Genomic DNA, 23,316 nt, shown 5'->3' with positions numbered 1-23,316 from the left:
CGGGACGGTATCGCTACGCGGTCACGATCCGTGGGGAGTGCGTCACGGGGCAGCTCAAGCTGGCGGCGATGTAGCACTGCTCGCCCGCCTCGTGGTGCAGCGCGAGCGCCAGGTCCGCATCGGCGCCGGGCGCCAGCACCACGCGCGGGGCGAGCCGGATCTCGGTGAACCGGCCTCCGGCACCGGAGGTTTCGACCATCGTGCCGACCGCGGTGTCGGTGTATTCGACGATCGTGACGCCGCGCAGCGCGCACAGTGCGAGGTAGGAGAGCATGTGACAGTTCGCGGCCGCCGCCACGAGCAGCTGCTCCGGGTTCCACAGCGCGGGATCGCCGAGGAAGTGCGGGTCGGCGGACGCGGCGATCGACGTCGTCGCCGCGGAGCTGAGCAGGTGCTCGCGCGGATAGGTGCGGTAGTCGGCGGTCCCGCCCGGCGCCGACCACTCGACCTCCACCGGATAAGTGTGCGTGTTCACGCCGCAATCCTCCTCCCATGTGTGTCTAATGGGTTCATGTTGCAGAGGCGAAGGAAATCCACCACTGTCCGGGTCGTGTCCGCACTGGCCGCCGTGAGTCTCGTGGCCGCCGGGTGCGGCACCTCCGGCGACGATGCCGCGTCGTCCAGCACGCCGGGCGCGTCGTCGTCCGCGGCGGGAGTCCCGAGCTCCGCCCGGCCCGCGCCCGCGGGCACGGCCGACGACGCCGGTGCCACCGAGAAGGCCAAGGCGCTCGCGGACGCCGTGACCCTCGACGGCGCGGTCAAGCACCTGGAGGCCTTCCAGGACATCGCGAACCGCAACGGCGGCAACCGCGCACTGGGGACGCCCGGCTACGAGCAGAGCGTCGAGTACGTGGAGGAGGTGCTCCGGGACGCGGGCTACAGCCCGGTCCGGCAGGAGTTCACCCAGGCCAGCTGGAGCGCGACCAAGGTCGAACTGCAGTCCGCAGGAGCGCCGGTCAAGGCGGCGGCTCTGCAGTACTCGGGCGCCACGGACGGCGCCCTCACCGCCAAGGCCGTCGTCACCGGCAATCTCGGCTGCACCGCGGAGGACCTGCAGAAGGTCACGCCCGGCTCCATTGCGGTGGTGCAGCGCGGAAAGTGCCAGTTCGGCGAGAAGTACAAGGCCGCGGCGGCGAAGGGCGCGAAGGCGCTCGTCATCACCAACAACGCCGACGGGGACTGGAAGGGCGGCACGCTGGGCCTCGACGACGGCGCCTCCATCCCCGTCGTGGGGGTCGCGCAGAACGCGGCGATCGCCGACGGGCAGGACCTCGTCCTCACCGTCGACGCGAAGACCGAGAAGGCCAGGACCTGGAACGTCCTCGCGGAGACCGCGAAGGGCGACGCCGACAACGTCCAGATGGTCGGTGCGCACCTCGACGGCGTCCCCGAAGGCCCCGGCATCAACGACAACGGCTCGGGCTCGGCCGCCGTGCTCGAGACGGCGGTCAAGCTCGGGGTGAACGCGGACGTCAAGAACAAGGTCCGGTTCGCCCTGTGGGGCGCGGAGGAGGAGGGCCTCGTCGGCTCGGAGCACTACGTGACCTCGCTGAGCCCGGAGGAGTCGTCGAAGATCAAGCGCTACCTCAACTTCGACATGCTCGGCTCGCCCAACGGCGGCTACTTCACCTTCGACGGTGACGGCTCCTCCAAGCTCGAGGGCGGCGCGGGACCGGCCGGCTCCGGCGTCATCGAGCAGGTCTTCCGGAACTACTTCGCGTGGCGGAACGTCCACGTCGAGGCCTCGGCGTTCGACGGCCGCTCCGACTACGGGCCCTTCAAGGAGGTCGGTATCGCGGCCGGCGGCATGGACACCGGCGCCGACGGGAAGAAGACCGAGGACCAGCAGCGGCAGTGGGGCGGCACCGTCGGCGACATCTACGACCCGAACTACCACAGCGCCCGCGACACCCTGCAGAACGTGAACCGCGACATGTACCGCGTGTCCATCGGATCGGTGGCGTTCTCCACGGCGTACTTCGCGGCGCTCTGAACCGGACGGACCGGCACCGGTAGTCTCGACTGCGCAAGCGGTCGAGCGTCGAGTGCGGAGGTCACGTGGGCAGGTTCAGCAGCAAGGTGTGGAAGGTGCTCGGCGCGCAGAGCACGCGGAACCAGTCCCGGTCCGTCGCGCTGATCGAGCGGTCCGCGGACTTCGACGAGTGGGCGCAGGGCCTGTCCGACGAGGAGTTCCCCGACGCCGCCCTCGCGCTGGACGTCTACAACGAGAAGTCCGAGGACCGCGCGAAGTTCATCGCGATCGCGCGGGAGGGCGCTGACCGGGCCCTGGGTCTGCGGCCCTTCGACGTCCAGCTGCAGGGCGCCGACCGGCTCCTCGAGGGCGACGTGGTCGAGATGGCGACCGGCGAGGGCAAGACCCTCGCCGGCGCGGTCGCGGCCGCCGGCATGGCGCTCGCCGGTCGCAGCGTCCACGTCATCTCCCCGAACGACTATCTCGCTCGGCGCGACGCGGAGTGGATGAAGCCCTTCTTCGACCTGCTCGACGTCACGGTCGGCTACGTGGCGGAATCGTCCACCCGGGCCGAGCGCCGCGAGGCCTACGCCCGGGACGTCGTCTACGGCTCGGTCAACGAGATCGGGTTCGACGTGCTGCGCGACCAGCTCGCGACCCGCGCCGAGGACCTGCTCTCGCCGAAGCCGGACGTGGCCATCGTCGACGAGGCGGATTCCGTGCTCGTGGACGAGGCCCTCATCCCGCTGGTCCTGGCGGGTTCGGTCAAGGGTGACGTGCCGCAGGCCGCGATCATGGAGGTCGTGGCGCGGCTGCGCCAGGGCAAGCACTACGAGATCGATTCGGACGGCAAGTCCGCCTTCCTCACCGAGGAGGGCGCGCAGCTGGTCGAGGCGGAGCTCGGTGGCATCGACCTCTACTCCGACGCGCACGTGGCGTCGACGCTCCCGCAGGTGAACATCGCGCTGCACGCCTATTCGCTCGTCGAGCGGGACGTGCACTACATCGTGCGCGACGGCCAGGTGAAACTCATCAACTCCTCCCGCGGTCGCGTCGCCGAGCTGCAGCGCTGGCCCGACGGTCTGCAGGCCGCGGTCGAGGCGAAGGAGGGGCTCTCGCAGACCGACTCCGGCGAGGTGATCGACACGATCACCGTGCAGGCGCTCCTCCAGCGCTACGCGCTGGTGTGCGGCATGACCGGCACCGCGATCGCCGCGGGCGAGCAGCTGCGCCAGTTCTACGACCTGGGCGTCTCGCAGATTCCGCCGAACACGCCGACGGTGCGCGTCGATCAGCCGATGCGTGTCTTCGACAACAAGGGCAACAAGGTCGCGGCGATCGTCGAGTACGTGCGCGAGGTGCACGAGACCGGGCAGCCGGTGCTCATCGGCACGCACGACGTGGCGGAGTCCGAGGAACTCGCGCACATGCTCAAGATCTCCGGCGTGATCGCGACGGTCCTCAACGCCAAGAACGACGCCGACGAGGCCCGGATCATCGCCGACGCCGGCACCAAGGGCGCCGTGACCGTCTCCACCCAGATGGCGGGCCGCGGCACCGACATCAAGCTCGGCGGCCACGACGCGGGCGACGAGAGCGCGGAACACGACGAGGTCGCGGAGCTGGGCGGCCTCGCCGTCGTCGGCACCGGCCTGCACGACACCGAGCGCCTGGACCAGCAGCTGCGCGGCCGCGCCGGCCGGCAGGGCGATCCGGGCACCTCGGTCATCTTCGCCTCCGTCGAGGACCCGATCGTCGAGCGGCACCTGCCGCTGAAGCGTTCCCCCGGCGGTGCCGACCCCGACTCCGGTGAGTTCCCCCGCGGCAAGGCCGCCGACATGCTCGACTCGGCGCAGCGCGTCGCCGAGGGCGGGATGCTCGAGACCCACGCCAACACGTGGCGCTACAACCAGCTGGTCAATCAGCAGCGCGACCTGGTGATGGCCCGTCGCCACACGCTGCTGACCACCGACCGGCCGCTGGTCGATTTCGCGGAGCTCGAGCCGGAGCGGCTCGAGGAGCTGCGCGAGGCGGGCGTCTCCGATGAGGTGCTCGAGCAGGCCGCCCGCGAGGCCTTCCTGTTCCACCTCGATCGCACGTGGGCCGAGCACCTGGCCTTCGTGTCCGAGGTGCAGACCACGATCCACCTGCGCGCGCTGGGCCGGCAGTCGCCGCTCGACGAGTTCCACCGGCTCGTGATCGAGGAGTTCCGCAAGCTGCCCGACGACGCACTGGGCCGCGCCCGGGAGACGCTGCGGGAGGCCGAGATCACCGCCGACGGCATCGACCTCGTCGCCGCCGATCTGGATCGGAACACCCTCACCTGGACCTACATGGTCCACGACAATCCGTTCGCCACGAAGGGCATGGCGAACATGTTCGGGATGATCTGAGCCGCACGTGAACACGTCCGGGAGGACCGAATCCGGGGGCGAGGGCGCACCGTCGGACCGGGGGAGCGCGAGCAGCCCCCTCAACGTCCCGAACGCGCTCAGCGTTCTGCGCCTGCTGGGCGTGCCGTTGTTCCTGTGGCTGCTGCTGGTGCAGCACAGTGACGGCTGGGCGCTGCTGGTGCTCATGATCTCGGGATTCACCGACTGGCTCGACGGCAAACTGGCGCGGTTGCTGAACCAGCAGACGCGGCTCGGCGAACTGCTCGACCCCGCCGCCGACCGGCTGTACATGATCGCGATCCCCATCGCCTTCGGCGTGCGGGAGATCCTGCCCTGGTGGGTGATCGGCCTGGTGATCGGCCGCGAGGTGATCCTTGCCGGAACCGTTCCGCTGCTGCGCAGTCGGGGGCTGACCGCGCTGCCGACGCTCTACCTGGGCAAGGCCGCCACCATGGCGCTGATGTACGCGCTGCCGATGCTGTTGGCGGGTACCTTCGACAACTGGCTCGGCGCCGTCATGCACCCGCTCGGTTGGGCGTTCCTGATCTGGGGGCTGGGCATGTACTGGTGGACCCTGGTGCTCTACTGGTGCCAGACGGTGCTGGTGGTGAAACGGCTGCCGCCCCAAGCCCGGTAGCCGGGGTGTGTTGCTCGATCCCACGCCCGCCCACTAAGTTGTAAGCGCTGCGCAACCCGCGCCGCCCTCGCGAAAGGATTCTCACGTTGAGCGCCAGCTTTCCCGGAGAACTGCTGTACACCCCCGATCACGAGTGGCTGTTGAAGAAGAGCGACACCGTGGTGCGGATCGGGATCACCGATTTCGCGCAGGATCAGCTGGGTGATGTGGTGTTCGTGCAGCTGCCGGAGGACGACGCCGAGGTCGCCTCGGGTGACTCGTTCGCGGAGGTGGAGTCGACCAAGAGCGTCTCCGACATCTACGCGCCGCTGGCCGGCACCGTCGTCGCGATCAACGGCGAGCTGGATTCCAGCCCCGACCTGATCAACTCGGATCCGTACGGTGAGGGCTGGATCGTCGAGATCGAGGCCGCGTCTCCCGAGGACCTGGAGACCGCGCTCGGCGAGCTGCTCGACGCGGACGCCTACAAGGCGCTCACGGCCGAGGCCTGACACACCCGCGGGACGGTTGTCCCGCGACCGATGTTTTTCCTTAGAGCGGCTTTAGAGCCGCTGAATCCGGCCGCCTTTCGGGCGCCGGGCGCGGTACCGTGGACGGTAGGTCCACCAGGTTCCGTGCACGACAAGACCTGTGCAGTAATCACTGACGAAGGAGCGATGTGAGCGAGAACGACCAGGGCAACGACTCGGCCCCCGTTGAGACCACTTCGGTGTTCCGCGCCGACATCATCCGCGAGATGGACGCCTCCGGCGGCACCGAGAGCGATGCGCCCGTCTCGGGCCTCGAGAACCTCCCGGCCGGCGCGGCACTGCTCGTGGTCAAGCGCGGCCCGAACGCGGGTTCCCGCTTCCTGCTGGACCAGGAGACCACCTCGGCCGGCCGCCACCCCGACAGCGACATCTTCCTGGACGACGTGACCGTGTCGCGTCGTCACGCGGAGTTCCGTTCCGTCGAGGGCGGCTTCACCGTCGTCGACGTGGGCAGCCTCAACGGCACGTACGTCAATCGCGAGCCGGTGGACGCCTCGCCCCTGGCGAACGGTGACGAGGTCCAGATCGGCAAGTTCCGTCTGGTGTTCTTCGTCCCGGCGGCCGGCTGAACTCTGTGACGGCACCACGTCAGGAAACCGCCCCGAGCGCGATGTCGATCGGGGCGGTCCTCGAACGTCTTCGTGACGAGTTCCCGGACGTGACCATCTCCAAGATCCGATTCCTCGAGTCGGAGGGGTTGGTCACGCCGGACCGGTCCCCGTCGGGGTACCGGCGGTTCTCGCCGAAGGACTGCGAGCGGCTCAAGTACGTGCTCACCGCGCAGCGCGACTACTACCTGCCGCTGAAGATCATCAAGGAGCAGTTGGACGCGCACGATCGGGGCGAGGCCGTCGAGGGCCCCGCCCCGCGCGCGCCCCGCGCGCTCGCGGCGGTGTCCTCGAAGACGGCGCCCGCCACCGATTTCTCCGCGCGCCGGCAGACCAGGATCAGCCGCGCCGACCTGCTCGCACGGTCCGGCGCCGACGAGGCCTTCCTCCGCGAGTTGGAGCGTTCCGCGCTCCTCACCTCGGGCAAGGCGGGCTTCTTCGACGAGGACGCGGTCGCGCTCGTGCAGGCCGCCAAGGCGCTTGCCGAGTACGGACTCGAGGCGCGGCACCTGCGCGCCTTCAAGACCTCCGCCGACCGCGAGGCCGGCCTCATCGCACAGATCGCCAACCCGATCGCCCGGGGCGGCGACGCGGGGGCCGCGGAGCGCGCCGCGGAGCTGGTGCGAGAGCTGGCCGCCCTGTCGGTGACCTTCCACACTCAATTGGTCAAGGCCGCGGTCAAGGACGCCGTTCGCTGACGACCGGTGCGCCGGTAAGCTGAAGGCATGATCGAGATGACCGTCGCGGGCATCCGGATGGACCCGCCGCAGAACGATCCGGTGCTGCTCCTGCGTGAGGTCTCCGGCCCCCGGTACCTGCCCATCTGGATCGGGCAGGGTGAGGCCACGGCGATCGCGATCAAGCTGCAGGGCGTCGAGCCGCGGCGCCCGCTGACGCACGACCTGATCGTCGACCTGCTCGAGACCCTGGGTCGCTCCGTCACCGAGGTGCGCATCACGGGCCTCCAGGAGGGCACGTTCTTCGCGGATCTCGTGCTCGACGGTGACCAGACCGTCTCGGCCCGGCCGTCGGACTCCGTCGCGATGGCGGTCCGCCTCGAGGTGCCGATCTTCGCCGAGGAGGAGGTGCTCGCCGAGGCGGGGCTCCTGCTGCCCGACGAGGAGACCGATTCGGAGACAGGCGAATCCGCGGAAGAGGCGCCCGCCGATGAGGAGGTCGAGGCGTTCAAGGAGTTCCTCGATTCGATCTCCGCCGACGACTTCAAGGCGCCGGGGGAGTCCTGACCGGTTTGGTCACGATTCGGTCTCGACCTAAAGTTCAACTTGAGGTTGTGGGTGTGTCGCGTTGATTCGGCGCCCTTCGCGCCATAGCGTTCACGCCGAACACCGCGAATGGCACCGAGGGAATTACACCGACGGCCTGCACGCGGCAGGCGTACTCTCAGGAGTGCGCACGGACCTCATGAGGGAGACGGCAGTGACCGATCAGGACGGCACCGGGCAGAACGCGCCGCAGGCGGATTCCGCTGTGGGCACCCAGGGCTCGCTGGACGACATCGCGCCCGGCCTGTTCCCGAACGACACGATCCCCGATGAGCTTCTCGGCTACCGCGGCCCCAGTGCCTGCCAGATCGCCGGTATCACCTACCGCCAGCTCGACTACTGGGCACGGACCTCGCTGGTCGTGCCGTCCATCCGCAGCGCGGGTGGCTCGGGCACGCAGCGCCTGTACTCCTTCAAGGACGTTCTGGTCCTCAAGATCGTCAAGCGCCTCCTCGACACCGGTATCTCCCTGCAGAACATCCGCGTCGCCGTGGATCACCTCCGCCAGCGCGGCGTCGAGGACCTGGCCCGGATCACCCTCTTCTCCGACGGCACCACCGTCTACGAGTGCACGAGCGCCGAGGAGGTCGTGGATCTGTTGCAGCACGGCCAGGGCGTGTTCGGCATCGCCGTCTCCGGTGCCATGCGCGAGCTCACCGGTACCATCGCGGACTTCCCGGGCGAGCGTGCCGACGGCGTGGCCGCCGAGGCCGCCCCGGAGGACGAACTGGCTTCGCGTCGCCGCAACCGCGCCCGCGCCACCGGGTAGCGGTCTCGGAAAAACGTTCGACGCGCTATCGGCACGTCGCCTAGTTTGGGCGATATGGCCCATATCGCGATGTTCTCCATTCCCGCTCCGGGGCACGTACTCCCGGCGCTCGACGTGCTCGCCGAGCTGGTCTGGCGGGGCCACCGCGTCACCTACGCGAACGATCCGTCCATGCGGTCCGCGATCGAGGCCACCGGCGCGGAACTCAAGCCCTACCGGTCGGTCCTCCCGGCCATCGGTGAAGCGGCCTCCGCGGCGGACGGCGACGCGTTCTCCGGTGACGTGATCGATCAGCTCACGGTGTTCACCGACGAGTACGAGAACCAGCTGCCCCAGTGGTTCGCCCTGTACGAGGACGACCGTCCCGATCTGATCGTCTACGACATCGCCGGCGCGATGGGCGTCGTCCTGGCCCGTACGTGGGGGATCCCGACGCTCCAGATCTCACCGACCTACGTGGCGTGGGAGGGCTACGACGAGGACATGGCGGACTTCCACACGATGCTCCGGACCGACCCGCGCGGGATCGCGATGCTCGAGCGGCAGGACGCGCTACTCGCGCGCCACGGGATCGAGGAGGACTCGCTGCACTTCCTGGGGCGTCCGGAACGCTCCCTCGTCCTCATCGTGCCCTCGATGCAGCCGAACGCCGACCGCGTGGACCGTCGCGTCTACACCTTCACCGGTCCCGCTCGACGGCTACCGGACGTGCGGGCGGCATCGTCGGGCGGCGCGGACCGCCGGACGACGCTCCTGGTCTCCTTCGGCTCCGCCTTCACGGATCAACCCGAGACCTACCGCGCGGCGTGCGACCTGGCGGCCCTGCGGCCCGACTGGCGGGTGATCCTGCAGGTCGGCGGACGTACGGACCCGTCGACGGTGACCGCCTCCGACGGTGCGGTGCCGCCGAACGTCGAGGTGCACCCGTGGATCGACCAGGTGGCCGTCCTGCAGGAGACCGACATCTTCCTCACCCACGCGGGCATGGGTGGGTCGAGCGAGGCGATGCTGACGGGCACGCCGGTCGTGACCGCGCCGCAGGCGGCCGACCAGTTCGAGAACGCGACGATGCTCGCCGCCGCGGGGATCGGAGTACCCGCGCCGGAGGAGCTGTCCGGCGGGTCGCTGGGCGAGGCGTGCGACGCTGCGCTGGCCCTGTCGCCCCGCGCCCGGGAACTCGCGCACGAACTCGCTGAGCTGGGCGGATTGACCCGCGCGGTCGAGGTGGTCGAGTCCCGACTGCCGGGGTGAGTCACCGTACGGGCGTCTTGCTGAAATGGGTTAGAATCGGCGTGCGCCGCAACACCGCGTGGGAGAGCCCAGCGGGCACCGTCGAGCACGGGGTCCACGGGCGCCGAAGGAGCAGCACCTCTCCGTCAATCTCTCAGGCACCAGGACCACGCGGGTTGGGCGCCTCTGGAGCCGCCGGCGACTGAGGGAGAGGGCACACCGCCCCGGAGGTCCCCAGTGTCCGAGAACTCGTCCGCGAGCAACTTCCCCGCGCGCCACATCGGCCCCGACGCGGGCGAGCTCGAGCAGATCCTGCGCGTCATCGGTGTCGACAGCCTCGACGACCTGGCCCGCGCCGCCGTCCCGTCGGCGATTCTCGACCCGGAGGGCGACAACGGCCTCGGTGCACTGCCCGCCGCGATCGACGAGCACGAGACACTCGCCGAGCTGCGCGCGCTCGCGGACCGCAACACCGTGGACCGCACCATGATCGGCCTCGGCTACTACGACACGCTGACCCCGCCGGTGCTGCTGCGCAACATCATCGAGAACCCGGCCTGGTACACCGCCTACACGCCGTACCAGCCCGAGATCAGCCAGGGCCGCCTCGAGGCGCTGCTCAACTTCCAGACCATGGTCTCCGACCTCACCGGCATGGAGATCGCCAACAGCTCCATGCTCGACGAGGCCACCGCCGCCGCCGAGGCCATGACGCTGCTGCGCCGCGCCGGCAAGTCGAAGAGCCCGCGGCTCATCGTGGACCTGGACGTCTTCCCACAGACGCTCGCGGTGATCTCCACCCGCGCGGAGCCGCTGGGCATCGAGGTCGTGTCGGCGGACCTGTCGGCGGGCCTGCCCGAGGGCGAGTTCTTCGGCGTCATCCTGCAGACCCCCGGCGCCTCCGGCCGCATCCCCGACGTGAAGGCCCTGATCGACGCCGCCCACGAGCGCGACGCGCTGGTCGCCGTCGGTGCCGACCTGCTGGCCATGACCCTGCTGACGCCGCCCGGCGAGCAGGGCGCCGACGCCTGCTTCGGCACCACGCAGCGCTTCGGCGTGCCGCTGGGCTTCGGCGGCCCGCACGCCGGGTACCTCGCCGTCCACGAGAAGCACGCCCGCCAGATCCCCGGCCGGCTCGTCGGTGTGTCCGTCGACGCCGACGGCAACCTCGCCTACCGCCTGGCCCTGCAGACCCGTGAGCAGCACATCCGCCGCGAGAAGGCCACGTCCAACATCTGTACCGCGCAGGTGCTGCTCGCCGTCCTCGCGGCGATGTACGCCTCGTACCACGGCCCAGACGGGCTGAAGGCCATCGCGCTGCGGGTGCACGGTCGTGCCTCGGCGCTGGCCGCAGCGCTGGGCTCGGCCGTGGTCCACGCGGACTTCTTCGACACCGTGCTCGTGAACGTGCCCGGCCGCGCCGACGACGTGCTCGCCGCTGCCAAGGCCGCCGGCTACAACCTGTGGCGCGTCGACGACGACCACGTCTCCGTCGCCTTCGACGAGACCTCGACCGAGGCCGATGTGGCCGCCGTGATCGCGGCCTTCGACGTGCAGCCGGTCGACGGCGCACCGTCGGACATCGAGAACCGCACCTCCGAGTACCTGACGCACCCGGCGTTCCATGCCTACCGCACCGAGACGGCGATGCTGCGCTACCTGCGCAAGCTGTCCGACAAGGACATCGCGCTGGACCGCTCGATGATCCCGCTGGGCTCCTGCACCATGAAGCTCAACGCCACCGCCGAGATGGAATCCATCACCTGGCCGGAGTTCTCGCGGCTGCACCCGTTCGCGCCCGCCGCGGACACCGAGGGCATCCGCGCGCTCATCGCGCAGCTCGAGGAGTGGCTCGTCGCGATCACCGGCTACGACAACGTCTCGCTGCAGCCGAACGCCGGCTCGCAGGGCGAATACGCGGGCCTGCTGGCGATCCGCAACTACCACCTCTCGCGCGGCGACGCACACCGCACCGTCTGCCTGATCCCGTCGTCCGCGCACGGGACGAACGCGGCGTCGGCCGTGATGGCGGGGCTGCGCGTGGTGGTCGTCGCGTCGCGCGACACGGGCGACGTCGACACCGCGGACCTCAAGGAGAAGATCGCCAAGCACGCCGACGAGCTGGCCGCGATCATGATCACCTACCCGTCCACGCACGGCGTGTACGAGCACGAGGTGCGGGAGATCTGCGCGGCCGTGCACGAGGCCGGCGGTCAGGTCTACGTCGACGGTGCCAACATGAACGCGCTGGTCGGGCTGGCCCGGCCGGGCAAGTTCGGCGGCGACGTCTCGCACCTGAACCTGCACAAGACCTTCTGCATCCCGCACGGCGGCGGCGGCCCCGGCGTCGGCCCGATCGGCGTCCGCAGCCACCTCGCGCCCTTCCTGCCCGGGCACCCGCTCGAGCCCTCGCTGGGCTCCGGCCCGACGATCTCTGCCGCGCCCTACGGCAGCGCCTCGATCCTCCCGATCACCTGGGCGTACATCCGGATGATGGGCGCGTCCGGGCTGCGGAGCGCGACGCTGACCGCGATCGCCTCGGCGAACTACATCGCCGCGCGGCTCAACGACTCGTTCCCCGTGCTGTACACGGGCGAGAACGGCCGGGTGGCGCACGAGTGCATCCTCGACGTGCGGGGCATCACGAAGGAGACCGGCGTCTCCATCGACGATGTCGCGAAGCGCCTCGCGGACTACGGTTTCCACGCCCCGACGATGAGCTTCCCCGTCGCGGGAACCCTCATGGTCGAGCCGACGGAGAGCGAGTCGCTCGGCGAGATCGACGAGTTCTGCGACGCGATGATCGCGATCCGCGCGGAGATCTCGCGGGTCGCGTCGGGGGAGTGGCCGGTGGACGACAACCCGCTGCGCGGCGCCCCGCACACCGCGGAGTGCCTCGTGACCGAGTGGGACCACCCGTACTCGCGGGAGGTCGCGGTGTACCCGCAGGGCCTGCCGTCCGGTGGCGCGCGCGCCAAGGTGTGGCCGTCCGTCCGCCGCATCGACGGTGTGTACGGCGACCGCAACCTCGTCTGCTCCTGCCCGCCGATCGAGGCGTTCGCGGAGTAGGTACCCGCGTTCGGCGCGCCGTGCCGCCGGCTGCGAGCGCGGCAGGCCGACGGGTCGGGCGGTTCTGCGCGTCCGAACGGAGGGGGTCGACGATTGTCGCCCTCTCCGATTCCGTCCACATCGGACACGCTGTCCGGCCCGGACGGAATCCGAGAGACGGCGGTCAGGCGGGCAATGCCGTTGCAGCGAGTGTTTGTTGATCTAAACTCGTGATCATGGATCGATCAGGATGGTGGGACTCCTACCTCGCGGGAACGCTGGTCGTCATCGTCCCGGCGCTGCTCGTGTGCGGAGCCTTCGTCTGGTGGAAGCGGGGCGAACGCCTGCAGTTCAAGCCCCTCGACGTCGTTGGCGGATACGGAGCCGGGATGGTCGTGAGTCTCGTGGTCGTGTTCGCCGTCGATCCGCAGACGCCCTTCGGCCACGCTGCCTGCAACATGCTGGTCGTCGTGGTCGCCATGGGGATCATGGTGCCGTTGAGCTACTTCCGCATGCGCCGGTGGCGGCGCGACGACGCCGCCGGCCGCCGCGCGGCGCGCGCCGCGATCCCCGCGCCCGCACACGCACATTTCACGAGCGCGGCGTTCCAGGACCAGCTGGCGGGCATCACCGAGGCGCATCCGCCGACGCCGGAGACGGCATCGGACGTGATCGCCTACTGGGTGTTCCGCGCGCTCGACTCCGGCGATTACGTGGACTCGTCGCGGTTGATCCACTACGCCACCGCGATCAAGGGCTGGCGGATGGACAGTCCGGAGTTCGCCGCAACGATCCCGTGGCTCACCGCGCCCTTCCTGTCCAGCGGCGACAAGCGGTGGGATCCCGCCGTGGACCGCGATTTCCGCGAACACGGCAGCGCCATGCTCACAGCACGGTGCCGGCCAGCGGTTTCCGCATGACGCACGTCGGCGGACTCGCGGTCGGATTCGCCGTGGTGTTCACGGTCCTGATCCCGGTGACGACACGCCTGAACCGGCGGTATCCCGGGCGCACTCGATGGACCGATTGGGCGCTCGGCGTCGCCATCACCGGCCTGTGGACGGTCGCAGTCATCACCTTCAGCGAAGCATGGTGGCCCGAGGCGCCGACGTTCGTCGACGCCGCTGTCTCCGGGGTCGGTGTGGCTCCTATCGTGTTCGTGCCGGACATCGTCGCGGCCCTCCGGCGGCGACGGCACCCGGGGCCCGTGCGCGTACTGCCAGAGCGGCTCGCCGCCGTGCGGAGGTCGATCGCGCCGGTGGCGTTCGTACCGGACGTGCACCGTCACTTCGCCGAACCCGAGGCGCGCGCTCGTTACGTGGTGGCGGCGTACCGTCGGGGCGTGATTCCGGCGGAGTCCGTCCCGGGCCTCGCCGCCGATCTCGCGCACCTCCTGCCCGACGGTGTGCCCGCCTGGGCCGAGCTCGCCGCACACGACGGCGGGACCGGGCTGGGCGGAGTCGTCGACCGCGCGGCCCACGAGCTCGGGTACGCGCCGAGCCCGGAGCAGGAACGGGCGGATGCCGTCGAACGGTTGGTGTACGCGGCCCTGTCCAGCACGGACCCGATGGTCCGCTTGGCCACGGTGGAACTCCTCGCGCCCGGGGAGGGACTCGGGCTTCCGCGGGTCTCGAACCCTCCCGCGACGATGAGCGTCACGCGCGCCACGATCGAGGGGTACTTCGATGGTGCGCACGGGGTGGCACTGGACGAGGGGGTGGATCGCCATTTCGCCGATCCGACGGTACGTGCGCGTCGCATGATCGCCGCGTATCGCAGGCACGAGATCCCGTCCCGCGATGTGGGGACGACCGCCGCGGAGCTCGTCGCGGACCTGCCGGGTGCCGGCCCGGCGTGGACCGAGCTCGCAATGGCCGGCCCGACGGCGTGGAGGTCCGACCTGGACGGACTCGTGGACCGAGCCGCTGCCGAGATCGGTCACACGGACGCGGACGAGCCGGAAATCCTGATCGAGTACGACCTCTACTGCGGGCTCGTCGATGGCGATGTTCTCGATCGATCGCGGCTCATCTGGATCAGGGACGAGCGGTCACCGTTCGCCGTTCCGTTCATCCTCGCAGGGCATCTCGGAGACATCGGCATTGCGACCTTCTTCACCGACGGGGCCGAACATCTCAATGGAAAGTACTCGACTCCCGATGTGGTCGGTCTCCCACGGAATCCGTAGGAAACCGACCGCACTCGCGGTGGTCGGAGGACTGGGCTTGCCGGGCGACCGGGCTCAGGGCAGTTTCTCGAAGACCATCGTCGCCTGGATCCGGTCTCCGCCGGCGAAGCCCTTGCTGCCGGACGACGAGGTCGTGATCGTGTGCAGTCGGTAACCGAGTGCCGCCTGACGATTGATCGCGCCTTCGAGCTCGGTGAGGTTGCCGGACCCGGTACCCAGGAACTTCTCCTTGAGCACCACCTGCAGGACGACGTAGCTCATGCCGTTCTGCGCCGGACGGGGCTGCGCGCCGGCGTTCGCCTCGGCTTCGATCCGGTTCACCATCCCGCTGAGCCCACGCTGTTGCGGGGGCTGCTGGGTCTTCTCGGTCCACCGTTGGCCGTCCCACCATCGCTGGGTGCCCGCACCGTCGTCGTACCAACCGGGATTCGTCATGTTCCTGAGCGTAGGCACGGTGCCTCCGTCGCCCCGGCCAACGATCGGGAATCATCTGAACGGACGACACCGAGAAGCGCCCGCCCCGATGTCTCGGGACGGGCGCTCGGTTCCGCGGGTTCCAGCTGTGGTGGCGGCTCTGCACGGCTCAGTTCTACGAGGGATTCGGCGGCGGGGTGCCGGGCGTCGGCTCGCCGCCTGCGGGCGGCGTGCTGCCGCCGGCGACGTCCTTGATCTTGTTCGTGGCCATGTCGATCTGGGCGTCGTGCCCGGCGAACTTGCCCTTCGCCGCGCTGCCTGCCTTGTCGATCACCTTGTTGACCTGATCGGGGTTCTTGCCGAGAAGTTCTTTGATCTTGTCGAGAAGTGCCATCATGCAACCTTCCGATGGATTCTTCCGCGGACCGTCCTCGCCGCCTGTTTCACCGCGACGCCCTGCGCCTGTGTCCTCGTTCACGGTAGCGACATCGGTCGCGCTGCGGCGTGATGGTGCGGTCGGATTGGTACACGTCGGGCGAAATAGGGCGGAGATTCCGGATGCGACCGATCCGGGCAGCCGGCATCGAATGGTTCGATCGGACCGTTCGCCGCCCGACCGGGCATTCCTCAGCCGACCATCGAGTCCGCACCCACGACCACCACGATCGCCGCGAGGGTACGGGTATCGAGCCGTGGATCATCGGATTCGAGGACGAAACCGATCGGCAGGACCCGCCGCGACCGTATCCGGGCGACCACCGCGCCGGCGTCGTCGGTCAGATCGATCCTGGTCGCGTGCAGGAGGTGGAACGGGATCGCCGAGAAGGCCGCGCCCACTTGTCGGAGGGCCGAGCGACCCGTGCCGCGCTCCGACGCGCTACCCGCGAACGCATCGCTGCGTAAGGTCCACACCCGGCGGACGTTGTCGCCGGCCGGCTTCGACCGGATCTCGAAGTCTTCGGCCGTCCAGATGCGATCCCGATACGCCAGGCGGAAGCCGTGCTCACTGCTCGCGACGTCGAGCCCGCAGCTGCCGTCGCGCGACACGCGGTAGACGACCGTCCCGTCGGTACCGGTGTCGACCAAGACCCGCCACTGCCCGCGGAGGCGGGCTGAGGCGATCGCGCGGGGCACGCCGCTACTTGCGGGTCAGGGCGTCGGCGAGGGCGATCGTCGCGGCGTTCGATGCGGAGGCGAGGGGCTCGACGGTGCCGAACGCGACCGCTGCGGTCTTCGCCGGGGTGGGCTGTCCGGGCACGCGGAAGCCGGCCTCCGCGAGGGGCTTCGCGTGATCGCCCTCGGTCAGATAGGCGACGAAGTCCGCGGCCGCGCGGTCGTGCGCGTCGGTGGTGTCCTCGCGGTCGAGTACCGCGGCCGGGTAGGTGGCCGACGCCGTCGGGCCGGTCGGGTACACGGCGACGGGCGCGGCCTCGCCCCGACCGCGAGCGAAGGCGGCGAGCTGCTGCTCCGTGACGGGCACGGCGCGGATCCCGTCGCCGGGCTTGGTCAGCGCCTCGAGCGCGGCGACCGCACTGGTGGACTTCGGGGCGTCCGCGGCCCACCGCGACAGCGACCCGGTCACCACCGGGCTTGTGGCGGCATCGTCGGACAGCGCCGCGCCACCCGTGCGGCCCACCGCCGCGGCCACGGACTGGGCCGCGAGATAGGTGCCGTCCGAATCGGCCTCGGTGGGCAGCGCGACCCGCAGGTCGCGCTGCTTGCCCGGGAGGTCGAGCCAGCGCACGTCGGCGAAGGCAGGGCGTGCCGAGTCCCGCACCGCGAGGACCACCGGCGACGACGCGATCGACGTCGGCTGCCCCGACACCTCAGCCGGCTTGGCCGCCGCGAGGCGGGCCGTCCAGACCGTGCTCTCCGGGATCCACACCGACGGTGCAGCCCCCAGCTTCGGGTCCCACGTGCCGGACAGCGCGGCGAGGGCGACGGGCGAGTCGACCCCGACGACGTCGATCTTCGCGCAGTAGTCGGCCGACACCTTCCCGGAGTCGTTGAAGGCGTCAGCCACGCGGCGCAGAGACTCGACCAGCGCGGGCGCGGCGGCGACGTGCACGGGCAGGTCGCCGCGCACGCAGGTGGACGCGGCGTTGCGGCCCTCCTGCTCGGAACGTCCGGACAGCCAGACCATCGCCCCGGCGATCGCGGCCACGACGACGACCGCGACGACCGCCGCGATCAACCAGCGCGCGATGCCGCGGGAGCCTCCTCCAGAACGATGTGATCCCATCGAGAGCAACCTACCCGAAGACGCCGCGCGGCGGCATCGGGGACTCCTGTGCGTTCGCGCTGGTGAAGGGCTTCGCGCCGCCCGCGAACCGGGTCGTCTCGGCGCCGCTGACGAGCGAGCCCGGGAACGGGTCGCCGGCCAGGCGACGCGCCAGTCCGTCCGGCACCCGCCCGGTCACGAGAACCAGGTTGCCGAACCGGCGCCCCTTGAGCACGCCGGGCTCGGCGGCGATCGCGACCTCGCCGAACACCCCCGCCACCGTCGCCGCCACGGACCGGGCGAAGGGGAGGGGCGGACCGTCGGCGATGTTGATCGCGACGGTGCCGCCGGGCGCAAGCAGGGGTGTGAGGGACGCGAAGAACTCCCTGGTGGTGAGTGCCGCCGGGGTGCGGGCCCCGGCGAAGACGTCCAGGACCAGGAGGTCGACGGTGCCGAGCATGCCCGCGGGCAGGACCGTCGCGGCGAGCGCGGCGTCGGCGCAGCGGATCTTGATCTGCTCGCGCTTGGGCAGGGGCGCAGCGGCGCGCACGGCGTCGATCAGCGCGCGGTCGATCTCGAGTACCTGCTGCCGCGAGCCGGGCCGTGTCGCGGCGATGTAGCGGGGGAGCGTGAAACCCCCTCCGCCGAGGTGCACGGCTGTGATCGGCTGACCGGAGGGTCGCACCAGGTCCGCGACGTGCCCGATCCGCCGGACGTACTCGAAGACGAGGTTCGTCGGGTCGCCGGTGTCGATGTAGCTCTGCGGCGTCCCGTCGAGCAGCACCGTGAACGCGCCGGGCCGGTCGCGATCGGCTTCGATCACGACCGGCCCGGTGCCGGAATGCTCCGTGCTCAGCTGTTCGCGGCCTTGAACTCGCGGCGACGCGCGTGCAGGATCGGCTCGGTGTAGCCGTTCGGCTGCGTGCCGCCCAGCAGGACGAGATCCTTCGCCGCCTGGAAGGCGATGTTGGTGTCGAAGTCGGGGGCCAGCGGGCGGTAGGTCGGATCGCCCGCGTTCTGCTGGTCGACGACCGGCGCCATGCGCTTGAGCGCGTCGACGACCTCGGCCTCGGTGACCACGCCGTGGCGCAGCCAGTTCGCGAGCAGTTGCGAGGAGATGCGCAGCGTGGCTCGGTCCTCCATGAGGGCGACGTCGTGAATGTCCGGCACCTTGGAGCAGCCGACGCCCGCGTCGATCCAGCGGACCACGTAGCCGAGGATCGACTGGGCGCTCTCGTCGAGCTCCTCGCGCTTCTCCTCCTCCGACCAGTTCGCATTCTTCGCGAGCGGGATGGTGAGGATGTCGTCCACGGACGCCGGGTCGCGCTTGGCGATCTCGTTCTGCACCTCGAACACGTCCACCAGGTGGTAGTGCAGGGCGTGCAGGGTCGCGGCGGTGGGCGAGGGCACCCACGCGGTGGTGGCGCCGGCCTTCGGCTGCGCGATCTTCTGCTCGAGCATCGCGGCCATCAGGTCGGGCATGGCCCACATGCCCTTGCCGACCTGCGCCTTGTGCTGCAGGCCCGCGTGCAGGCCGATGTCGACGTTGCTGTCCTCGTACGCGGGGTACCAGGTCTGCGCTTTGAGCTGGCCCTTGCGGACGATGGGGCCCGCGACCATGGACGTGTGGATCTCGTCGCCGGTGCGGTCGAGGAAGCCGGTGTTGATGAACACCAGGCGGTCGTTGGCGGCGGCGATCGCGGCCTTGAGGTTCACCGAGGTACGGCGCTCCTCGTCCATGATCCCGACCTTGAGCGTGAGCGCGGGCAGGCCCAGGATCTGCTCGACGCGGCTGAAGATCTCCGCGGCGAAGGCCACCTCCTCGGGGCCGTGCATCTTCGGCTTGACGATGTACACCGAGCCGGTGCGGGAGTTGCGGATCTCGCCGGACAGGCCGTGGATCGCGATGAGCGAGGTGACGATGCCGTCGAGGATGCCCTCGCCGATCTCCTTGCCGTCCAGCAGGATCGCGTCGGTGGTCATCAGGTGGCCGACGTTGCGCACGAACAGCAGCGAGCGGCCGTGCAGCACCAGCTCGGAGCCGTCGGCGGCGGTGTACTTCCGGTCCGGGTTCAGGGTGCGGGTGAAGGTCTTGCCGCCCTTGCTGACCTCTTCGGCGAGATCGCCCTTGTTCAGGCCCAGCCAGTTGCGGTACCCGACGACCTTGTCGTCCGCGTCGACGGCCGCGACCGAGTCCTCGAAGTCCATGATCGTGGTGACCGCGGACTCGACGAGGACGTCCTTGATACCGGCCGGGTCGGTCTGCCCGATCGGCGACGACGCGTCGACCTGGATCTCCAGGTGCAGGCCGTTGTGGCGCAGCAGCACGCCGGTGGGCGCCGCGGCGTCGCCGGTGTAGCCGGCGAACACCGTCGGGTCCGCGAGCGCGAGGGCACCGTCGTTCAGGACCAGGGCACCGTCGGCGACGGAGAGCGAGGTGACGGCGGTCCAGGAGCCCGACTCGAGCGGCACGGCCTGGTCGAGGAAGTCCTTCGCGAAGGCGATGACCTTGTCGCCGCGGACCTTGTTGTAGCCCTTCGTCTTCTCCGCGCCGTCGGCCTCGGAGATGGCGTCGGTGCCGTAGAGCGCGTCGTACAGCGAGCCCCAGCGGGCGTTCGCGGCGTTGATCGCGAAGCGGGCGTTGAGGATCGGCACCACGAGCTGCGGGCCGGCGGTGGAGGTGATCTCGGTGTCCACGTTCGCCGTGGTGATCTCGCGGTCCTCGGGGACCGGCACGAGGTAGCCGATGTCGGTGAGGAACTGCTTGTACTTCGGGAAGTCGACCTCACCCGGCGCGGCGGCGTGGAACTCGTCGATCTTCGCCTGCAGTTCGTCGCGCTTGGTGAGCAGCGCCCGGTTCTTCGGAACCAGATCGCCGATGACCTTCGCCGCACCGTCCCAGAAGGCCGCCTGGTCGACGCCCGTGCCCGGAAGCGCCTCGTTGTTGATGAAATCGTAGAGAACCGTTGCGACCTCGAGGCCTGCGACGGATGTCCGGGCGGTGTCAACCATGAAGTACTTCAACCCCTTCGTAGCACGTGATTACGTGCTCATCAGGTTACTCCGCGCGAGATCGCCGCCGACGCCGGGACCACCTGGCCGAAGTCCAGTTTGACCAGCTGATCCGCCCGGTCGAAGTAGCGGTCGTCGTGGGTGATGACGACCACCGTCTTCCCCCGCGCCCTCAGGTCGCCGATGATCCGGTCGTAGAACACCGCGCGGAACCGGGGGTCCTGATCCGCGGCCCATTCGTCGAACAGGTACACGGGCCGGTCCTCGAGCAGCGCGGTCAGGAGCGCGAGCCGCTTGCGCTGCCCCGTCGACAGCGCGAGTGTCGAGAGCTTCCCGTCCTGCACGGTCACGGCGTGCGCGAGCTCCAGGTCGTGCAGCAGGCCGCGGACGCGGTCGTCCAGATCGTCCGCGGCGAGGCCGAGGTAGTCGTCGAACAGGTGGAAGTCGGAGAAGACCGCGGTGGTGTGCTGCCGGAACCACTCGGTGTTCTGCGGACCGACCACCTCGCCGCCGATCCGGATCTCGCCGATCCGCGGCGCGTACAGCCCCGACAGCAGCTTGGCGAGCGTCGATTTGCCGCTGCCGTTGCCGCCGACCACGAAGGTCACCTCGCCGGGGCGCAGCGTCAGGTCGATGGGGCCGAGGCGGAAGCCGTGCGGGACGCCCGGCATTCCCGGCATGCCCGGGGGCGGTCCCTGCGGGGGGTGCGGCGGCGGGCCGCCGGGGCCGCCGTGCGGCGGGTGCTGGCCGGGCCCCATGGGTGGCGGCTCGGGCAGGTACTCGTAGCCCACGCCCCGCAGTTCGACGGTGCCGTCCGACAGCGGGCGGTCGTCGTACGGGAGTGCCGACTCGTCGCGCGCGGTCTCCAGGGACAGGTCGAGACCGCGGATCTTGGCCAGCGCCACATCACCGCGGAGCAGGTCGGGGATGCGGTGCATGAGGCTCTGCATCGGCATCGACAGGAACGTCGTGACCAGCACGTAGCCGATCATGGTCTCCCGCGGCAGCTCCAGCGCCCTGGCGAGCACGAACAGGATCAGCACCATGGTGCCCAGCTGCAGCACCTGACCGAGCGCCTGGCCGCCGGCGAATCGCGTGCCGGCGGCGACGTGCTTGCCGCGCAGGTCCTCAGCGGTGCCCAGCAGCTTCCGGCCGAGGAAGTCGGAGCGGCGGCCGCGGTGCAGCTTGAGCTCCTTGATCCCGTGCGTGACCTCCTGGAACGAGCCGATGAGGGCGTCGTCGAGCTCGCGGGCCCGGCGATAGGTCTCCCGGACCCTGCGCAGCACCGTCTCCACGCACGCGATGCCGATGAGCGTGCCCGCGACGGACACCGCGAACAGGGCGCCCGACACGGTGGCCAGGTAGGTGAGCGCGCCGATGATCGTCGCGAGGTCGATGCACAGCCCGGGGATGCCGGACACGGCCATCGACAATGAGCGCACGTCCTCGGTGAGCGTCGCCAGCAGGCGGTGATCGCCGAGCCGCTCGATGTGCTCGAGCGGCGCCGCGAGCACGCGCTGCGAGAGCCGCGCCCGCAGCCGGTAGACGGCGGCCTGCGCCAGGTGCAGCAGGATCAGCTGCGAGGCGACGCCCGCGACCACCACGACGACGGCGGTCACCACGAACTGGGTGACCGTCACCGTCGGCATCGGTCCCGGCGCGACCAGACCGTTGATGAGCGTCAGCAGGTACGCGTTGGCCGCGCCGGCGACGAGGCCCGCGGCCACCGCCGCGGCGATCGCCGCCGGGGAGATCGAGATGAGGAACTTCAGGAGCTTCACGGCGCGCTCATTCGCCGGTGGTCACGACGTCGAACAGGAAACCCTCCACGGTCACGCCCGGCGCGAACGAGAAGGCCATGCCGGTCGACGGTGCGCCGTCGGCACCGTCGGACGCCACCTGCGCGAGCAGGCGCTCCAGGACGAACAACAGCGAGACGCTGAGCATGTTCCCATGGCCGGCGAGCACGTCCCAGCTCAGCCGTGAGGCCTCGTCGGGCAGGCCCAGGGCGGTCGAGGCGGACTCGATGATCTTCGGGCCGCCCGGGTGGATCGCCCAGTGCGCGACGGCGTCCCGGTCGAGGCCGTTGCGCCGCAACACCCCGTCGACCACCGGGGCGACCCCGTCGACGATGTACTGGGGCAGGGACTCCGCCAGCTCGCAGGTGATGCCGTCCGCGTTGACCCCGAGCACGATCCCGTCCTCGGCACCGTCGAGCAGGTGGCTGAAGGTGTCGCGCACGACGATGTTCCCGGCGGGCAGCGGATGCCCGACCTCGCTCGCGCCGATCAGCGCGGCGCCGCAGCCGTCGGCGAAGAGGCTGGAGATCACCACGTCGTTGGGGTCGCCGGAGAAGACGGCGTTGACCGAGCTGAGCTCGAGGCAGATCATCAGCGACTTGCGGTCGGGGTGCGCGCGGACGTAGTCGGTGGACACCCGGAGCGCGTTCATCGCCGCGGCGCAGCCCATGAAGTTGATGACCACCCGGCTCGTACCGGGGGACAGGCCGAGCGCGCGGATCACGGCGACGTCGACGCCGGGGGCGAGGAAGCCGGTGCTGGTGACGAACACCAGCTGGCCGACGTCCGCCGGGTCGACGGTGCCCAGCGCACGGCGGGCCGTGTCGATCGCGAGCGGCGCGGCGTGCTCGAAGAACAGGTCCATCCGCTCGCGGATCGTGTCGGGGCGCGTGCTGAACGCGGCGAACTCCGGGGTGAGCGGGTCGATCGCGAGGTGCCGCTCGGCGACCCGCGTCTTCGCGTACACGCGGCGGATGCGCTCCGCCTGCCGCGGGTCGTCGAACCGGGACGCGACGCGGTCCGCGGACTCGGCCTGGTCGTAGGCCTGCGAGGGAGAGCCCGTCGCGAGGGACTCGATCACCGCGACCGAGGTGGGCGGCGCCGGCGGGGCGCCGCGCCAGACACTGGTCCCGGGGAGTTCCGGGGCGGCGATACGCTGTTCCTGCGTGTTCATGGTGATCTCCTTGAGCTGGAAGATGTGGGGCGGCGGGA

21 protein-coding genes and 1 riboswitch are annotated in these 23,316 nt (G+C 70.2%); of the genes, 12 read left to right on the top strand and 9 right to left on the bottom strand.

Annotation, left to right across the window (positions count from 1 at the left end):
- Positions 1-13: 13 nt before the first annotated feature.
- The gene (locus AXK60_RS04565) at positions 14-475 is read right to left on the bottom strand and encodes an OsmC family protein (protein ID WP_068569822.1); all 462 of its coding nucleotides are present in this window, start codon (positions 473-475) and stop codon (positions 14-16) included.
- A gap of 75 nt (positions 476-550) precedes the next feature.
- On the opposite strand from AXK60_RS04565, the gene AXK60_RS04560 reads away from it, so the two are divergent.
- The 12 genes from AXK60_RS04560 (at position 551) to AXK60_RS04505 (ending at position 14,658) form a co-directional block, all read left to right on the top strand.
- A complete protein-coding gene (locus AXK60_RS04560) occupies positions 551-1,993 on the top strand; it encodes a M28 family peptidase (RefSeq protein WP_068569821.1) in 1,443 nt (480 codons plus the stop codon).
- 65 nt (positions 1,994-2,058) lie between these two features.
- Positions 2,059-4,365 carry an accessory Sec system translocase SecA2 gene (gene secA2 / locus AXK60_RS04555; protein WP_068569820.1) on the top strand — a complete coding sequence of 769 codons (2,307 nt, stop codon included), beginning with the start codon at positions 2,059-2,061 and terminating at the stop codon, positions 4,363-4,365.
- Positions 4,366-4,372: 7 nt separating this feature from the next.
- The gene (locus tag AXK60_RS04550) at positions 4,373-5,002 is read left to right on the top strand and encodes a CDP-alcohol phosphatidyltransferase family protein (RefSeq protein WP_068569819.1); all 630 of its coding nucleotides are present in this window, start codon (positions 4,373-4,375) and stop codon (positions 5,000-5,002) included.
- Positions 5,003-5,088: 86 nt separating this feature from the next.
- Positions 5,089-5,493, top strand: a complete 405-nt coding sequence (gene gcvH / locus AXK60_RS04545; RefSeq protein ID WP_068569818.1) for a glycine cleavage system protein GcvH — start codon at positions 5,089-5,091, stop codon at positions 5,491-5,493.
- Positions 5,494-5,660: 167 nt separating this feature from the next.
- On the top strand, positions 5,661-6,101 hold the full coding sequence (gene odhI, locus AXK60_RS04540; RefSeq protein WP_068569817.1) for an oxoglutarate dehydrogenase inhibitor Odhl: 441 nt from the start codon (positions 5,661-5,663) through the stop codon (positions 6,099-6,101).
- Between the two features lie 5 nt (positions 6,102-6,106).
- Positions 6,107-6,838, top strand: a complete 732-nt coding sequence (ftsR, locus tag AXK60_RS04535; RefSeq protein WP_483368393.1) for a transcriptional regulator FtsR — start codon at positions 6,107-6,109, stop codon at positions 6,836-6,838.
- Positions 6,839-6,865: 27 nt separating this feature from the next.
- On the top strand, positions 6,866-7,384 hold the full coding sequence (locus AXK60_RS04530) for a bifunctional nuclease family protein (RefSeq protein WP_068569815.1): 519 nt from the start codon (positions 6,866-6,868) through the stop codon (positions 7,382-7,384).
- 178 nt (positions 7,385-7,562) lie between these two features.
- Positions 7,563-8,192, top strand: a complete 630-nt coding sequence (locus AXK60_RS04525) for a MerR family transcriptional regulator (RefSeq protein WP_082777809.1) — start codon at positions 7,563-7,565, stop codon at positions 8,190-8,192.
- Between the two features lie 54 nt (positions 8,193-8,246).
- A complete protein-coding gene (locus AXK60_RS04520) occupies positions 8,247-9,443 on the top strand; it encodes a macrolide family glycosyltransferase (RefSeq protein WP_068569814.1) in 1,197 nt (398 codons plus the stop codon).
- Between the two features lie 49 nt (positions 9,444-9,492).
- Positions 9,493-9,602: riboswitch (glycine riboswitch) on the top strand.
- 57 nt (positions 9,603-9,659) lie between these two features.
- On the top strand, positions 9,660-12,491 hold the full coding sequence (gcvP, locus tag AXK60_RS04515; RefSeq protein WP_068569813.1) for an aminomethyl-transferring glycine dehydrogenase: 2,832 nt from the start codon (positions 9,660-9,662) through the stop codon (positions 12,489-12,491).
- A gap of 215 nt (positions 12,492-12,706) precedes the next feature.
- Complete coding sequence (locus tag AXK60_RS04510; protein ID WP_139057730.1) at positions 12,707-13,390, top strand: hypothetical protein; 684 nt, start codon at positions 12,707-12,709, stop codon at positions 13,388-13,390.
- Positions 13,387-14,658: a hypothetical protein gene (locus AXK60_RS04505; RefSeq protein WP_068569811.1), complete on the top strand. Its 1,272-nt coding sequence runs from the start codon at positions 13,387-13,389 to the stop codon at positions 14,656-14,658. Before AXK60_RS04510 ends, AXK60_RS04505 begins: the two co-directional genes overlap by 4 nt.
- 54 nt (positions 14,659-14,712) lie before the next feature.
- Here the strand turns inward: AXK60_RS04505 and AXK60_RS25565 are convergent, their stop codons facing one another.
- The 8 genes from AXK60_RS25565 to AXK60_RS04465 form a co-directional block, all read right to left on the bottom strand.
- The gene (locus tag AXK60_RS25565; protein WP_082777783.1) at positions 14,713-15,093 is read right to left on the bottom strand and encodes a DUF2510 domain-containing protein; all 381 of its coding nucleotides are present in this window, start codon (positions 15,091-15,093) and stop codon (positions 14,713-14,715) included.
- Positions 15,094-15,247: 154 nt separating this feature from the next.
- The gene (locus AXK60_RS04495; RefSeq protein ID WP_068569962.1) at positions 15,248-15,466 is read right to left on the bottom strand and encodes an antitoxin; all 219 of its coding nucleotides are present in this window, start codon (positions 15,464-15,466) and stop codon (positions 15,248-15,250) included.
- Between the two features lie 233 nt (positions 15,467-15,699).
- Positions 15,700-16,206 (bottom strand): hypothetical protein, encoded by a 507-nt coding sequence (locus tag AXK60_RS04490; RefSeq protein WP_068569810.1) that lies wholly within the window; start codon positions 16,204-16,206, stop codon positions 15,700-15,702.
- A gap of 4 nt (positions 16,207-16,210) precedes the next feature.
- Positions 16,211-17,314 (bottom strand): type 2 periplasmic-binding domain-containing protein, encoded by a 1,104-nt coding sequence (locus AXK60_RS04485; RefSeq protein ID WP_082777782.1) that lies wholly within the window; start codon positions 17,312-17,314, stop codon positions 16,211-16,213.
- A gap of 10 nt (positions 17,315-17,324) precedes the next feature.
- Entirely contained in the window at positions 17,325-18,116 is a 792-nt protein-coding gene (locus tag AXK60_RS04480; RefSeq protein ID WP_244881008.1) for a spermidine synthase, read from the bottom strand.
- Positions 18,117-18,145: 29 nt separating this feature from the next.
- Positions 18,146-20,305 carry a malate synthase G gene (locus AXK60_RS04475; protein ID WP_068569960.1) on the bottom strand — a complete coding sequence of 720 codons (2,160 nt, stop codon included), beginning with the start codon at positions 20,303-20,305 and terminating at the stop codon, positions 18,146-18,148.
- Between the two features lie 41 nt (positions 20,306-20,346).
- Complete coding sequence (locus AXK60_RS04470; RefSeq protein ID WP_068569808.1) at positions 20,347-22,086, bottom strand: ATP-binding cassette domain-containing protein; 1,740 nt, start codon at positions 22,084-22,086, stop codon at positions 20,347-20,349.
- Positions 22,087-22,093: 7 nt separating this feature from the next.
- The gene (locus AXK60_RS04465) at positions 22,094-23,278 is read right to left on the bottom strand and encodes a type III polyketide synthase (RefSeq protein ID WP_082777781.1); all 1,185 of its coding nucleotides are present in this window, start codon (positions 23,276-23,278) and stop codon (positions 22,094-22,096) included.
- Positions 23,279-23,316 lie beyond the last annotated feature (38 nt).

It is taken from the genome of Tsukamurella pseudospumae (assembly GCF_001575195.1).
In the GTDB taxonomy this organism is placed as follows: Bacteria; Actinomycetota; Actinomycetes; order Mycobacteriales; family Mycobacteriaceae; genus Tsukamurella; species Tsukamurella pseudospumae.
Note: the sequence above shows the minus strand (reverse complement) of the source record. Positions and strands in the feature narration are given on the sequence as shown.